We start from the raw sequence: 14,585 nt of genomic DNA, 5'->3' as shown, positions 1-14,585 counted from the left end.
CTAACACATACGAAAGACTCTCATGGCTCAAGGCACGCTTTATATTGTTTCTGCTCCAAGTGGCGCGGGTAAATCCAGCCTGATTCAGGCACTGTTAAAAACCCAACCGTTGTACGATACGCAAGTGTCGGTATCTCACACCACGCGTCAGCCGCGGCCTGGTGAAGTGGACGGTGAACATTATTTCTTTGTCAGTCATGATGAATTTAGAACGATGATTAGCAGAGATGCGTTTCTTGAACACGCAGAAGTCTTCGGTAACTACTATGGTACCTCTCGAGAAACTATCGAGCAGGTTCTGGCAACTGGCGTCAATGTGTTCTTAGACATCGACTGGCAAGGCGCCCAGCAAATCCGTAGTAAGATGCCGCAGGCTCGCAGTATTTTTATACTACCGCCGTCGAAAGAAGAGTTGGACCGCCGTCTTCGCGGACGTGGTCAGGATAGCGAAGAAGTTATTGCGAAACGTATGGCACAGGCCGTTGCAGAAATGAGCCATTACGCTGAATATGATTACCTGATTGTGAATGATGATTTTGATACCGCTCTTGGCGATCTTAAGACTATTATTCGCGCCGAACGACTGCGTATGAGCCGCCAGAAGCAGCGACATGACGCTTTAATCACCAAACTGTTGGCAGACTGAACCCACATTCAGTATCATGCCCAGTCATTTCTTCATCTGTGGAGCACTATAAGTATGGCACGCGTAACTGTTCAGGACGCTGTAGAGAAAATTGGTAACCGTTTTGACCTGGTACTGGTCGCCGCGCGTCGCGCTCGTCAGATGCAGTCCGGCGGCAAAGATCCACTGGTACCAGAAGAAAACGATAAAACCACCGTTATCGCATTGCGCGAAATCGAAGAAGGTCTGATCACCAATCAGATCCTCGACGTACGTGAGCGCCAGGAGCAGCAAGAGCAGGAAGCCGCAGAACTGCAGGCCGTAACCGCCATTGCTGAAGGCCGTCGTTAATTAAACCTGCGGGTCGCCCTTGTATCTGTTTGAAAGCCTGAATCAGCTGATTCAACACTACCTGCCAGAAGACCAAATCAAACGTCTTCAGCAGGCGTATCTCGTTGCACGTGACGCTCACGAGGGCCAAACACGTTCAAGCGGTGAACCCTATATCACGCACCCGGTAGCGGTGGCCTGCATTCTGGCCGAGATGAAACTCGACTACGAAACGCTAATGGCTGCGCTTCTGCATGACGTGATCGAAGATACCCCCGCCACCTACCAGGATATGGAACAGTTGTTTGGCAAAAGCGTTGCCGAACTGGTGGAAGGGGTCTCTAAGCTTGATAAGCTGAAATTCCGCGACAAGAAAGAGGCGCAAGCCGAAAACTTCCGCAAGATGATCATGGCGATGGTGCAGGATATCCGCGTCATCCTTATCAAACTGGCTGACCGTACCCACAATATGCGCACGCTGGGCTCATTGCGCCCGGATAAACGTCGCCGCATTGCCCGCGAAACGCTCGAAATCTATAGCCCACTGGCGCACCGTCTAGGTATCCATCACATTAAAACTGAGCTTGAAGAGCTGGGTTTTGAAGCGTTGTACCCAAACCGCTATCGTGTGATTAAAGAAGTCGTTAAAGCCGCGCGTGGCAACCGTAAAGAGATGATTCAAAAGATCCTCTCTGAAATTGAGGGACGCTTACAGGAAGCGGGAATACCGTGCCGCGTCAGCGGTCGCGAAAAGCACCTGTACTCTATTTACTGCAAAATGGTGCTCAAAGAGCAGCGTTTTCACTCAATCATGGATATCTACGCGTTTCGCGTTATCGTCCATGACTCGGACACTTGCTACCGTGTTCTCGGTCAGATGCACAGCCTTTACAAACCGCGTCCAGGTCGTGTTAAAGATTACATCGCCATTCCAAAAGCGAACGGCTATCAATCTTTGCATACCTCCATGATTGGTCCACACGGCGTACCGGTTGAAGTGCAAATTCGCACCGAAGACATGGATCAAATGGCGGAAATGGGTGTTGCAGCGCACTGGGCTTATAAAGAGCACGGTGAGACCAGCACGACCGCGCAAATCCGCGCGCAGCGCTGGATGCAAAGTTTGCTGGAGCTACAACAAAGCGCCGGCAGCTCGTTTGAATTTATCGAGAGCGTTAAATCCGATCTCTTCCCGGATGAGATTTACGTTTTCACACCAGAAGGGCGAATTGTCGAACTGCCCGCAGGCGCTACACCGGTCGACTTCGCTTATGCCGTGCATACCGATATTGGTCATGCCTGCGTTGGCGCACGCGTAGACCGCCAGCCGTATCCGCTTTCACAACCGCTCACCAGCGGCCAGACGGTAGAAATCATTACCGCACCGGGTGCACGTCCAAACGCGGCGTGGTTGAATTTTGTCGTGAGCTCCAAGGCACGCGCCAAAATTCGTCAGTTGTTGAAAAACCTCAAGCGTGATGACTCCGTCAGCCTGGGTCGCCGTTTGCTCAACCATGCGTTGGGTGGCAGCCGTAAGCTTGCCGAGATCCCGCCGGAGAATATCCAGCGTGAACTTGAGCGTATGAAGCTCGCTGCACTGGACGATCTGCTGGCAGAAATTGGTCTCGGTAATGCCATGAGTGTTGTGGTGGCGAAAAACCTGCAGCAAGGCGACGCCTCTTCTGTGCAGTCAACCACGCAGGGCCACGGCCATTTACCGATAAAAGGCGCAGACGGTGTCCTGATTACCTTCGCGAAATGCTGTCGACCGATTCCTGGCGATCCAATCATTGCACACGTGAGCCCGGGCAAAGGTCTGGTCATCCACCACGAATCCTGCCGTAACATCCGTGGCTATCAGAAAGAGCCTGAGAAGTTTATGGCCGTCGAGTGGGATAAAGAGACCGAGCAGGAGTTCATCACCGAAATTAAGGTGGATATGTTCAACCACCAGGGTGCGCTGGCTAACCTGACGGCAGCAATCAACACGGCTTCTTCCAACATTCAAAGCCTGAATACAGAAGAAAAAGATGGCCGCGTTTACAGCGCCTTTATTCGTCTGACGGCCCGTGACCGTGTGCATCTGGCAAACATCATGCGTAAAATTCGCGTCATGCCAGACGTCATTAAAGTCACCCGTAACCGTAACTAACCTGATGAATTCTCAGCGTTATGCTCGTATCTGTGAGATGCTCGCCAGACGTCAGCCCGATCTGACGGTCTGTATGGAGCAGGTCCACAAACCTCATAACGTCTCTGCCATTGTGCGTACCGCTGATGCCGTGGGTGTTCATGAAGTTCACGCGGTCTGGCCAGGCAATCGCCTACGTACCATGGCGTCCAGTGCAGCCGGCAGTAACAGTTGGGTGACGGTCAAAACGCATCCGACGATTTCAGAGGCTGTTGCGCAGTTGAAAGCGGCCGGAATGCAAATCCTGGCAACCCATCTTTCTGATAAAGCAGTTGATTTTCGCGAGATCGATTACACCCGCCCGACCTGTATTTTAATGGGACAAGAGAAAACCGGGATCACCCAGGAAGCGCTGGATCTCGCCGATCGCGATATTATTATCCCGATGATCGGCATGGTACAGTCCCTGAATGTGTCTGTTGCCTCCGCGTTAATTTTGTATGAGGCACAGCGCCAGCGTCAGAATGCAGGTATGTACGAACGTAAAAACAGCATGCTGCCAGAAGAGGAACAGCAGCGATTGTTGTTTGAAGGCGGATATCCGGTGCTCGCCCGCGTAGCAAAGCAAAAGCAATTGCCTTACCCCCATGTTAACGCGCAGGGCGAAATCGAAGCGGATGCCGAGTGGTGGTCCACAATGCAGTACGCAGGATAAATCATGAAGGGCCGCCTGCTGGATGCTATCCCGCTGAATTCACTCACTGGTGTTGGCGCGGCGCAAAGCAGCAAACTCGCTAAAATCGGTCTGCACACCGTGCAAGATCTCCTGCTTCACCTCCCCTTACGTTACGAAGACCGCACTCAGCTTTATGCCATCGGTGATCTGCTTCCCGGAATTTATGCCACGGTTGAAGGTGAAATCCTGAACTGTAACGTCACCTTTGGTGGCCGTCGAATGATGACCTGCCAAATCAGCGATGGCTCCGGCATCCTCACCATGCGTTTTTTCAATTTCAGTGCTGCCATGAAAAACGGTCTTGCTGCGGGGCGACGGGTGCTGGCCTATGGCGAAGCAAAACGGGGCAAATTCGGCGCGGAGATGATCCACCCGGAGTATCGCGTACAAGGCGACCTCAGTACCCCGGAATTACAAGAAACGCTAACGCCCGTTTATCCAACGACTGAAGGTATTAAACAGGCGACACTGCGCAAACTTACCGATCAAGCACTTGAGCTATTAGATACCTGCGCCATTACTGAACTGCTGCCACCTGAACTGGCGCAAGGAATGATGAGTCTGCCTGAAGCGATTCGTACCCTCCATCGCCCCCCGCCCTCTTTACAGCTTGCTGACCTGGAAAGTGGAAAACATCCTGCGCAACGGAGATTAATCCTCGAGGAATTACTGGCACATAACCTGAGCATGTTGGCGCTCCGCGCAGGAGCGCAGCGTTTCCACGCACTACCGCTCGCTGCCCGTGACGATCTTAAACATAAACTTCTGGCATCACTGCCATTCAAACCGACAAATGCGCAGGCGAGAGTCACGGCGGAGATAGAACGTGATGTGGCGTTAGATATTCCCATGATGCGTCTGGTGCAGGGCGATGTAGGTTCCGGTAAAACGTTGGTAGCGGCACTGGCAGCCTTACGTGCAATAGCGCATGGCAAGCAAGTCGCATTAATGGCGCCAACGGAACTGCTGGCGGAACAGCATGCCAATAACTTCCGAAACTGGTTCGCGCCGCTTGGGATTGAAGTAGGTTGGTTGGCGGGCAAACAAAAGGGTAAAGCGCGACTGGCACAGCAAGACGCCATCGCGAGCGGACAGGTGCAGATGATTGTCGGAACCCATGCCATTTTTCAGGAACAGGTGAAATTTAACAGTCTCGCCCTGGTCATTATTGATGAGCAGCACCGATTCGGCGTGCATCAGCGTCTGGCGCTGTGGGAAAAAGGGCTTCAGCAAGGGTTTCATCCGCATCAGTTAATAATGACGGCCACGCCTATTCCGCGCACCCTGGCAATGACAGCCTATGCCGATCTGGACACGTCAACCATTGATGAACTACCACCGGGCCGCACGCCGGTGACTACCGTCGCTATTCCTGACACCAGACGGAGCGAGATTGTCGATCGTGTGCGAAACGCCTGCATCCAGGAAGGTCGTCAGGCCTACTGGGTCTGCACGCTCATTGAAGAATCCGATTTACTGGAAGCCCAGGCCGCGGAAGCCACATGGGAAGAACTTAAGCTGGCGCTTCCTGAACTCAACGTCGGGTTAGTGCATGGCCGTATGAAATCATCGGAAAAACAACAGGTCATGCAGGATTTCAAGCAAGGTGAGCTGCATTTACTGGTTGCCACTACGGTTATCGAAGTCGGTGTGGATGTACCCAATGCCAGCCTGATGATCATTGAAAATCCGGAACGCTTAGGGCTTGCTCAGCTTCATCAGCTGAGAGGCCGCGTAGGACGTGGTGCGGTGGCGTCACATTGTGTGCTGTTGTTCAAATCACCGCTGTCCAAAACGGCGCAGTTGCGATTGCAAGTACTGCGCGACAGCAATGACGGTTTTGTCATTGCGCAGAAAGATCTTGAGATCCGCGGGCCAGGCGAGTTATTAGGAACGCGTCAGACGGGGAATGCGGAATTTAAGGTCGCAGACCTGATACGGGATCAGGCAATGATCCCGGAAGTGCAAAGACTTGCACGCCACATCCATGAGCGTTACCCCGACCAAGCGGCAGCGTTGATTGAGCGCTGGATGCCCGAAACCGAACGCTACTCCAATGCGTGATTGATAATTCATGCATATTATTGACTAATATATAATCCCCACGCATTAATTAATAAATAAACAATACATTCTTAAAGCAAATAATATCAATTTATCTAACCACCGATCGTTTTAAGTGTAAATTTAGAACTCTCTACGCTATCCATCCCCCTATCCTGGCATTATATTTATAAGAGTAATTACTGTTACTCATTTTTGGGGTTGGGCAATTCAATGGAGATGAAGAATGAATCTTAAAATCACATTACTTACTGCAATTTGTCTTTCGACTTGTGCCGCCGTCTATGCACAAGAAGCACCAAACGATGTTTCAGCAACTCTACAGGTGGCGGGAACAGTAAATGATACTGAATCAACTTGCGATCTCTCACTGAGTGCTTCAAGTATTGCGATCAAAGATGTAAAAGTGAGTGAATTACCTGTTCAGGGAAGTGATGCAGAACCGTTAAAACTCGATTCTATTGGCATCCATTTGAACGGAGAAAAATGCAACAAAACGAACTTAAAGTTTATTGCTTCTACCGATCCAACTGCTCACGATACGCTGCTAAATAGTTCTAATAATACCACATCAGCTAAAGGTGTTGGAATTGGCGTCTATGATGCACGTGGGTCCGCAATAGATCTTACCAAAACGATTTCTTCTGACTGGTGGATAGATTTCTCCAATGTTTATCCAATTTATTTCCGCACGGTCAAACTTGCGGGAGCAACGCCCACCGGAGGTGATGTTCAGGCATCATTAACGGTTCAGTTAGAAAATCTCTAATCTTTTCGTAAAATTAATTTTTTAGAACACCGAGTTTAAAATGAAACAAACACTTCTCGTATCACTGCTTGCAACTTTTTTATGGTCAACAGTATCTCATGCATCATTAACGCTTAATGTAGATCGCCTTGTCTATAAAGAAAGTGAAGGAGATGCCTCTCTTACGGTTCACAGTACCGAGGAGCGCGCTTATCTAATTCAATCATGGCTGGATGCGGGTGACAGTACGGTCAAAAAGGATTTACCTTTTGTCGTTACGCCTCCATTATTTCGCCTGGCTCCGCACAGTGATAACGTTATTCGTATTATGTATTTAGGTAACGGCCTTCCTAAAGATCGCGAAAGTCTTTACTGGTTAGATGTTAAAGGAGTGCCAGGTCTTAATGATGAAGAATCAAAGGCCGAAAGCCGTATGGTGCTTGCAATTAACAATCGGATTAAATTCTTCTTTCGCCCATCTGCATTAAAAGGAGATCCAGGTGTGGCGATGAAAGATCTCCATTGGACGCATGCGGGGAGCACTATTACAGCTAAAAATGATTCACCTTTTTATCTTGTGTTAAATAATATCGTTTGTGACAAAGAAAACATCCCGGTTTCTGTTGTTGATAACAATACTGTTATCCCACCATTTGGCAGCAAGTCCTTTAAGTTGAAACATGAACCTGCTGGCGGTTCTAATGTTGAATGGAATGCACTTAACGATTTTGGTATTGCATCTAATACTTTTACGCAGCGTTTTTAATTAATTAGATGGATGTATGCGTTGTTTTAAATTTACCTGGTTAATGCCTTTTGCCGTTTCAGCAGTGTGTTCTCACTCATCCTGGGCGGGTGAACATTTTGACCCTGGATTATTACAATCAGTTAATGGAAGTTCGGTAATCAATGACACCGCACTTCTCAGTCAGGGGTTTCAGCCTCCGGGAACCTATTCTGTACATATTGATGTTAACGGTAAAAGCGTATTGGTAAGTAGTGTTCGGTTTGAGGCAAACAACGATAAACAACTGGTTGCTTGCCTCTCATTTGAGGTCTACAAAAAACTGGGGGTCGATATGAGTAAGCTCAAATCGGGAGCAGAGGATAATGCGCTGAAAGGAGGCTGTGTCTCTATTGAAGAGCAAATTCCTGGTGCAAAAACAAACTTCGATTTTTCAAAGCTTAAACTCGAGATCGCGCTTCCTCAGACCGTATTGAGAGATGAGTCATTACAAGGCGTGCCTCAGGAAGAATGGGACGATGGGATCCCTGCATTACTGACCATGTATCAACTCTCAGGCCAGCAATACATTAAGCACGATGATACGACATCTGATTCGCTCTACGCCAACCTGACAAACGGCATCAATATTGGGCGTTGGCGTTACCGCAATAATTCTACCGTCAGTAAGGAAGAAGGCTGGAAAAACATTAGCAACTATGTTGAGACAGCGGTTCGCACTTTGAAAGGTGAGCTCACGCTGGGTGACGCCAGCACGCCGGGAGATATTTTCGATGGCTTGCTCATCCGAGGTGTTCAACTAAGTTCAGATGATGATATGACGCCAGACCAGCTCACAGGGTTCGCTCCAATGATTCGCGGTATTGCGAAGAGCAACGCGCGGGTGACTGTCAGAGAAAATGGAAACATTATTTATCAACGCTCCGTTCCTGCGGGTCCCTTTGTCATTACCGATCTATCCTCTGTTTCAAACGGCGGCAAACTTGACGTAACCATCACAGAGGCTGATGGCTCAGAAACGCACAGTACTGTCGCATATTCCAATGTGCCGCAGCTGCTTCGCACAGGCCAGATGAAATACAGCCTGTCCGCGGGGAAATACCTGTCGGGCTCAAGCGGCGTTGAGAAGAAGCCGGAAGTGTTGCAATCAACCCTCTCTTTGGGGCTTCCGCTCAATACAACCCTCTATGGAGGCAGTCAATTTCATGAGAAATTCCTCGCGTTTAGCCTTGGGCTAGGTTTTGACTTGCACCGCGCAGGCGGCGTGGCCGTTGACATGACGACCAGCAAAGGCCGACATGACAATGTCGATCAAACTCGGGGAGAAATGGTACGGCTCACTTACCGCAATAGCATCCCCGAAACTGATACACAAATTCAGATGGATAGTCGCTTTTATGAGCATGACTATCAATCGTTTAGCGACTGGGCAAATAGCAACGACGAGTATCAAGACACGCGCAAACGTCGTGAATATAACCTGACAGTTAACCAGTCTTTAACTGAAGAACATAGTTTTTATGCGACGGTCAGCCGCTCTGAAAATACTGACAATACCATTTCGCGGATGTGGCAGTTGGGTTGGAATGGCTCATTCAAAATCGCCAGCTTCTCTCTTGCTTACAGTATGACCCGTGAAGATAGCGCAGCAGAGTGGGATAAACAGCTCGCACTGACCGTTTCGGTTCCCTTTAGTGAGCTTTTCCCGAAATCGCAGCCGATGGTTAGCCTCACGACGATGTCCACACTGAAAAGCGATTTATCCAACCAGCTTGGAGTGACAGGAAAAGTCGGCGATCGTCAGGATTTGAACTGGAATACGCAACTCTCCTACGCCTCACAAAAAGACGAGGAAGACACGAAAAGTGGTTCAGCTGGGTTGAGTTATCAGGGCCGTTACGGCGATCTGGATGTGACATGGAATGCTGATAAAAATCAGTCTATTAGCTGGAATGCGTCTGGTAATGTTATTGCACACCGACACGGCATCACTGCGGGACGATATTCGAACGGTAGCATGGCACTTGTCGCCATTCCCGGCGCAGCGGATGTCGCGCTTGAGGGCGGCCAAAATACGTTAACGGATTCTCGAGGATACGCCATTGTCCCGGATCTGCGTAGTTATCACCGAAACGCCTTAAATATCGATACAAGAGCCAGTAAGAACGTCGATTTCGCGAGTACATCCACGCAAGTCACACCGACCAAAGATGCCGTTGTGCTGGCAAACTTCAAAGCTATCATCGGCCGAAAAGCGGTGATGACGATCAAATATAAAGGTGAATACTTACCGTTTGGCACGCGAGCACGAATAGAAGGAAGTGACGACACGTACTATGTGGGCGATCAGGGTCAAGTCTATTTAAATGCCGCACCGGAAGAGGGTGTCGTCAATTTCAAATGGGGCGATAAACAGACGTGCTCCACTCCATTCAAAATTGATGTAACTGATAATTCACTACCTATTACGTTACTCTTACTGGATTGTCATTAAATAAAATGAAAAATTTTTTCTCCATAATATTACTTATTTTACTTCAGAATATTACGCTGGAAGTCATGGCTGACACCTGTATGCCACAGACACCGGTTAGAGCAAAGAATTTAACAGTTCCATTAGTCGTACAGTTACCGATTCAGACCGCTACTGCGCCAACGGGTACAGTCCTCTTTAAAAAGGAGGCTTCTCTCGCGCAATTAACCGGGTCCCACAGCCTGATCGCTAACGACTGTTTGAAGAAATTTAAAAAAATTCTGAGCGGACGAATGACCACAACACAAAGTGGATCGGGTGTATTTACAACGTCTACCGAAGGGCTTGGCCTACGGGCAACGCTCGTTTTTGATAAGGCGAACCACCCACATAAAGAATGGGTTCTCCCGTTTAACGAGCCCGTTACCGACCTGGCGAGCGATGCAATTACAACTGATGATATAAAATTACGCTTCGAAGCAATCAAAACAGGAATGATTAAAGGTGGCACGATGAGCGTGCAATTGCCTTCTTTGCTTTCTTTAAATGATAACTCATTGGTGGTCAACCTTGCGATGAAAATTCTGGCGGCGAAATCGCATTGCTCTATTCAAATGCTTACGCCACAAATTGACTTGCCAGCAATCGATGCCGCCACTATCGAGAAACAAAGGACGTCAAAAGCCTACCCTGCCAATGTTAATTTACTTTGCTTTAACACTCAAAAAGCAAGTATTAATATTGAAGGCAATAACAATGCTAATACGCCTTCTGTATTTAATAACCTGGCAACAGATAACGCCGCATCCGGCGTGGGCATTGAGATGCTCTATGATGGCAGCACTTTAACGCCGGGTAGACCAATAGATATTGTATTACCAAACCAAAGTAATTATGCGCTACCTATTAGCGTACGTTATGCACGATTAAATGAAAAAATCAAAGAAGGAAACATAAAGGCGCAAATTACGCTACGAATTAACTACCTCTAAAGAAATAAGGAAGCACAATCGTCTTACGATGATTGTTCTTCACCTATTTCATATACATTACATATAAGGATATTATTATGAATAAGTCTATTTTAGGACTGGCAATTTCTACCATTTTTATGGTTGGCGCAGCTCAGGCTGCTGTGAATCCAAACGATGTTTCAGCAACGCTGAACGTTACAGGTTCCGTTACACATAACGTAACTTGTACCGTGAATCTCAGTACTCCTTCCGTAACGCTTTACGCAGACTTGGATAAAATGCCAACTCAAGGGGACGGTAATGTTGACGGCGCAACCATTGTTGATCTGACCCTGAGCGGCGAAGGATGCAGCGATATGGCCACCGATGGCAAGATCGCCTATACCTTCACCGGCACTGCCGACTCTGCAGATGGCACCGCTCTGGCAAATACCTTATCAGCAGGTGATGCTGCACAGGGTGTTGGCATTGCGCTCTACAATACCGGAGCGGGTAATAGTTTGATTCGCGTTAACCGGGACAATGTGACTGCAGTGGCAGCACCTTCTAGCAATAAACTCGGCCTCACCCTGGTCAAACTGAAAGACCAGACTGCAAAAGCCGGTGCCGTTCAAGGTTCCGTCACCATTCAGATTGAACGTCTGTAATTATCCTTACCCCTCTCCTCGTTTAACAAAAGGATATTGAAATGAAAAAGACACTATTGGGTTTGACTTTTGCGTCTCTGTTTATGGCAGGCGCTGTGCAGGCTGAAGACCATTCTGCAACCATTGATATCAGCGGTAATGTTACTGCCGATCAGATGGAATGTACCGTCTACACTGATTCTTCAACCGTAAATCTGAGCGGTAAAATCGCCGATCTCCCTTCTCAGGGCGGTAACGCGACGAATGATATCGCGGTGCTCAATTATTCCGTGGGTTCAAATAATTCCTCACAATCCTGTTACGGGAAAGTAGCGTTACAGTTCCACGGTATTCCTGATCAAGCTGATGGCACTGTGCTTGAAAACAGCGATACCAGCGCGACAGCAGCTAAAGGTGTGGGTATCGGAATTTATGATTCCAACCTCAACCCATTATTCGTTAACGTCAACACATTAGAACCACAAGCAAGTGGCCAAATTTATCTGCAGATGGTCAAGCTGAATGGGCAAACGCCTGTTGAAGGCAGCGTACATGGTTCACTGACTATCGACATCGTGCGTCTGTAATCGCCTCAAAACATGCACCTTAATTCGGTGCATGTTTTACCGATCAGCGCGTTTAGAAAACGCGTTAGAAAGAATGTGTTGTCATTAATGACTGGCCGCATTCATTTCTCTGCAGAAAATAAGGATTTTGAAAATGAATAAGACTTTATTAAGTTTGACGTTTGCGTCGCTCTTTATGGCAGGCGCAGCGCAGGCCGCAGATCATTCTGCTGTAGTTGATATTAGCGGCTCCCTTACCGGCGATCATTCAGAATGCACCGTGCAGACCGATCTTTCATCCGTCGATCTTAGCGGCGAAATTGTCGATCTTGCTCCACAGGGTAGCTTTTTACATGACAAAGCCAAAAAGCTTAACTATACGGTAGAGTCAACAGGTGAGTCCTGTTACAACCGAGTCGCATTGCAATTTCATGGCGTAACAGATGCCACGGGTAAGGTGTTGGCAAACATCGATACCGGTGAAACCGCAGCCAAAGGGGTGGGCATCGGCCTGTATGACATGTATAAAGAACCACTGGATATTAATAGTCAGATTACTGCGCATACTGAGGGCTCGCTTTATTTGCAATTGGTTAAGTTGGATGGACAAACGCCGGTGGAAGGAAACGTTAACGGCGCACTGACCATCGACATTGTTCGCCTGTAAACATTCTCACTGTTAGAGAAAATAATTAATCAGCTGTTATTTCCGTTAATTAATTAAATTTCTCTGAAATATAAAAGGATTTTTATATGAAAAAGACCTTAATGGCTTTGACATTTATGTCGTTGGCCATGGCTAGTGCAGCGCAGGCAGAAGACCACTCTGCGACTGTCAACATACATGCCTCTCTGACAAACAATATCGTTAAATGTCAATTTGACCCGGTAGACACGACAGTAAATTTAAAAGGCGACATCGGTGATTTTCCTATTGAAGGAGAAAATGCCAAGGCGCCAACTAAAATCGCATATCATATATCCGACTCATGCGATATCAACACGTTTGCGTTGCAACTTCGTGGAATTCACGGTAGCACCGGTGGAACTATATTAGTCAATTCAGATGAAAGTGAGGTGGGTGCAAGAGGTATTGGTGTTGGCGTCTATGACAGCAATTTATCACCAATGCAGGTTAATAGTGTTATTGCTATCCCGCCGACAATATCAGCCCGTTATATCAATGTGGAACTGGCTAGATTTAAAAACCAGCTTCTAAAACCCGGTTACATCAGCAGTGCCTTAACTATCGACATCGTTCACCTTTAATTATCGTTGTCACGTCGAAGAGTGTTTATTGATGTTCCATAGCCACTTCTTCATAGAGAGAGAATACAATGAAGAAATTAGTATTAGCATTAACCCTAAGCGGTATTTTTTTAACGGGTGCCACCAGCGCAATGGCTGACATATCTCATGGCCTGTCGATTATGGGTCGTCTGGAAACAGCCAAAAGCGGTTGCACGGTATTAATGAGCAAATATGTGGTGAGTCTTTACCACGAAGACAAATCATTGCCGGTTCAGGGCACAACGATTAACTCCGCTGTATCTGATGATCAGGTTTACATTCAGCTGGGTGGCGAACATTGTGATGCCAATGAAACTAGCGGTAATATTGGTCTGAAATTTATTGGTACACCTGATAATTCCATGGGGAATACCCTGGCTAATATCGACACCGGAAGTGATGCGGCCAAAGGTGTTGGCGTGCAACTATCTGATATGCAAAATCAGATTCTGATTCCTAACGTGTCGATTGGAAAATTTTTTATATATAAAAACGGCGACGGAGAATATGCCCATTCCAATTCTTTCCCTCTGAATTTCGCCCTGGTTCAGTTAAAAGGTCAAACGTCAACACCAGGCAATATTCAGACAAACATGACGGTACAAATTGAGCGGCTGTAAGCCCGGTACATATAAGTTATTAAAGGGATGAAAAATGACTAAACGTTTATTAACAAGCTTCGCGATTTCGGCGCTCCTTGCAGCAGTGCCGGCACTGGCGGTACAAACGGACAATACCAGCACCACGATTCAGATTAACGGAGTTGCCACATCCGACTATGAATTGGTTTGTGCCGTAGTTCCGAGCGAAAGCTCCGTTTCACTGCTGGAAATGCCAGATACGCTGATTAAGCAAGGCGCTGATGCAACCTCACCGGTACAGGTCCATTTGGCAGTTCAGGGTCCTGTCGACAAATGTGATCCACTGGTGGAAGCGGGTAAAATTGCCTTCCGTTTCTCCGGTAAAATCGACAATGCCGACGGCACTGTGCTGGCCAACAGCCTGACCGATGACTCCGCAGCCAAAGGCGTTGGGGTGGGTATTTTTGATGCCGATAACAGGCCTGTGAACGTTAATGGTGGCTTAGTGCATGCTCAGAAAGATACCGTGATTGGCCTGCAGATGGTCCAGCTCAAGGGTCAGGAAGCGGTAGCAGGTAACATCAATAGTTTTGTGACTATCGACATCGAGCGCCTGTAACATTCAGGCCCATCTCAGGATGGGCCTTTCATCTGTGAACGTTATCATTCCCACACACTCATCAATCCATATCCCCT

General features: G+C 47.9%; 15 protein-coding genes. All 15 read left to right on the top strand.

All coding sequences use genetic code 11. The features are described from left to right. Positions 1 to 22 precede the first annotated feature (22 nt). The 15 genes from gmk to I6L74_RS09105 all read left to right on the top strand — a co-directional run bounded on the left by gmk (position 23) and on the right by I6L74_RS09105 (position 14,508). On the top strand, positions 23 to 646 hold the full coding sequence (gene gmk / locus I6L74_RS09175) for a guanylate kinase (RefSeq protein ID WP_059180495.1): 624 nt from the start codon (positions 23 to 25) through the stop codon (positions 644 to 646). 54 nt (positions 647 to 700) lie between these two features. After that, positions 701 to 976, top strand: coding sequence for a DNA-directed RNA polymerase subunit omega (rpoZ, locus tag I6L74_RS09170; RefSeq protein WP_011915358.1), 276 nt, complete (start codon positions 701 to 703; stop codon positions 974 to 976). A gap of 19 nt (positions 977 to 995) precedes the next feature. Next, positions 996 to 3,107, top strand: coding sequence for a bifunctional GTP diphosphokinase/guanosine-3',5'-bis pyrophosphate 3'-pyrophosphohydrolase (gene spoT / locus I6L74_RS09165; protein ID WP_011915357.1), 2,112 nt, complete (start codon positions 996 to 998; stop codon positions 3,105 to 3,107). 4 nt (positions 3,108 to 3,111) lie between these two features. Continuing rightward, the gene (gene trmH, locus I6L74_RS09160) at positions 3,112 to 3,801 is read left to right on the top strand and encodes a tRNA (guanosine(18)-2'-O)-methyltransferase TrmH (RefSeq protein WP_059180496.1); all 690 of its coding nucleotides are present in this window, start codon (positions 3,112 to 3,114) and stop codon (positions 3,799 to 3,801) included. 3 nt (positions 3,802 to 3,804) lie between these two features. Continuing rightward, on the top strand, positions 3,805 to 5,886 hold the full coding sequence (recG, locus tag I6L74_RS09155; RefSeq protein WP_059180497.1) for an ATP-dependent DNA helicase RecG: 2,082 nt from the start codon (positions 3,805 to 3,807) through the stop codon (positions 5,884 to 5,886). Positions 5,887 to 6,112: 226 nt separating this feature from the next. After that, on the top strand, positions 6,113 to 6,655 hold the full coding sequence (locus I6L74_RS09150; protein WP_059180498.1) for a fimbrial protein: 543 nt from the start codon (positions 6,113 to 6,115) through the stop codon (positions 6,653 to 6,655). Between the two features lie 40 nt (positions 6,656 to 6,695). After that, the gene (locus I6L74_RS09145) at positions 6,696 to 7,400 is read left to right on the top strand and encodes a fimbrial biogenesis chaperone (protein WP_059180499.1); all 705 of its coding nucleotides are present in this window, start codon (positions 6,696 to 6,698) and stop codon (positions 7,398 to 7,400) included. A 16-nt stretch (positions 7,401 to 7,416) separates the two neighbouring features. After that, entirely contained in the window at positions 7,417 to 9,873 is a 2,457-nt protein-coding gene (locus I6L74_RS09140; RefSeq protein WP_059180500.1) for a fimbria/pilus outer membrane usher protein, read from the top strand. 5 nt (positions 9,874 to 9,878) lie between these two features. Further along, the gene (locus I6L74_RS09135; RefSeq protein WP_059180501.1) at positions 9,879 to 10,844 is read left to right on the top strand and encodes a fimbrial protein; all 966 of its coding nucleotides are present in this window, start codon (positions 9,879 to 9,881) and stop codon (positions 10,842 to 10,844) included. Between the two features lie 77 nt (positions 10,845 to 10,921). Beyond that, positions 10,922 to 11,473 (top strand): fimbrial protein, encoded by a 552-nt coding sequence (locus I6L74_RS09130; protein WP_059180502.1) that lies wholly within the window; start codon positions 10,922 to 10,924, stop codon positions 11,471 to 11,473. Positions 11,474 to 11,514: 41 nt separating this feature from the next. After that, the gene (locus tag I6L74_RS09125; protein ID WP_059180503.1) at positions 11,515 to 12,039 is read left to right on the top strand and encodes a fimbrial protein; all 525 of its coding nucleotides are present in this window, start codon (positions 11,515 to 11,517) and stop codon (positions 12,037 to 12,039) included. Between the two features lie 133 nt (positions 12,040 to 12,172). After that, positions 12,173 to 12,685 carry a fimbrial protein gene (locus I6L74_RS09120; RefSeq protein WP_059180504.1) on the top strand — a complete coding sequence of 171 codons (513 nt, stop codon included), beginning with the start codon at positions 12,173 to 12,175 and terminating at the stop codon, positions 12,683 to 12,685. 86 nt (positions 12,686 to 12,771) lie between these two features. Next, entirely contained in the window at positions 12,772 to 13,287 is a 516-nt protein-coding gene (locus I6L74_RS09115) for a fimbrial protein (protein WP_059180505.1), read from the top strand. Between the two features lie 68 nt (positions 13,288 to 13,355). Continuing rightward, on the top strand, positions 13,356 to 13,928 hold the full coding sequence (locus I6L74_RS09110) for a fimbrial protein (RefSeq protein WP_059180506.1): 573 nt from the start codon (positions 13,356 to 13,358) through the stop codon (positions 13,926 to 13,928). A 34-nt stretch (positions 13,929 to 13,962) separates the two neighbouring features. Then, entirely contained in the window at positions 13,963 to 14,508 is a 546-nt protein-coding gene (locus I6L74_RS09105; protein ID WP_059180507.1) for a fimbrial protein, read from the top strand. The last annotated feature ends 77 nt before the right edge of the window (positions 14,509 to 14,585 follow it).

The sequence above is a fragment of the Lelliottia amnigena genome, assembly GCF_019047465.1.
Lineage (GTDB): Bacteria > Pseudomonadota > Gammaproteobacteria > Enterobacterales > Enterobacteriaceae > Enterobacter > Enterobacter amnigenus.
This window is presented reverse-complemented; position numbering and strand designations above follow the sequence as displayed.

Bases quoted from the DNA above. Each gene is read 5' to 3' on its own strand.
- gmk (WP_059180495.1), top strand. From the start codon at position 23: ATGGCTCAAGGCACGCTTTATATTGTTTCTGCTCCAAGTGGCGCGGGT.
- rpoZ (WP_011915358.1), top strand. From the start codon at position 701: ATGGCACGCGTAACTGTTCAGGACGCTGTAGAGAAAATTGGTAACCGT.
- trmH (WP_059180496.1), top strand. From the start codon at position 3,112: ATGAATTCTCAGCGTTATGCTCGTATCTGTGAGATGCTCGCCAGACGT.
- recG (WP_059180497.1), top strand. From the start codon at position 3,805: ATGAAGGGCCGCCTGCTGGATGCTATCCCGCTGAATTCACTCACTGGT.
- I6L74_RS09150 (WP_059180498.1), top strand. From the start codon at position 6,113: ATGAATCTTAAAATCACATTACTTACTGCAATTTGTCTTTCGACTTGT.
- I6L74_RS09145 (WP_059180499.1), top strand. From the start codon at position 6,696: ATGAAACAAACACTTCTCGTATCACTGCTTGCAACTTTTTTATGGTCA.
- I6L74_RS09140 (WP_059180500.1), top strand. From the start codon at position 7,417: ATGCGTTGTTTTAAATTTACCTGGTTAATGCCTTTTGCCGTTTCAGCA.
- I6L74_RS09135 (WP_059180501.1), top strand. From the start codon at position 9,879: ATGAAAAATTTTTTCTCCATAATATTACTTATTTTACTTCAGAATATT.
- I6L74_RS09130 (WP_059180502.1), top strand. From the start codon at position 10,922: ATGAATAAGTCTATTTTAGGACTGGCAATTTCTACCATTTTTATGGTT.
- I6L74_RS09125 (WP_059180503.1), top strand. From the start codon at position 11,515: ATGAAAAAGACACTATTGGGTTTGACTTTTGCGTCTCTGTTTATGGCA.
- I6L74_RS09120 (WP_059180504.1), top strand. From the start codon at position 12,173: ATGAATAAGACTTTATTAAGTTTGACGTTTGCGTCGCTCTTTATGGCA.
- I6L74_RS09115 (WP_059180505.1), top strand. From the start codon at position 12,772: ATGAAAAAGACCTTAATGGCTTTGACATTTATGTCGTTGGCCATGGCT.
- I6L74_RS09110 (WP_059180506.1), top strand. From the start codon at position 13,356: ATGAAGAAATTAGTATTAGCATTAACCCTAAGCGGTATTTTTTTAACG.
- I6L74_RS09105 (WP_059180507.1), top strand. From the start codon at position 13,963: ATGACTAAACGTTTATTAACAAGCTTCGCGATTTCGGCGCTCCTTGCA.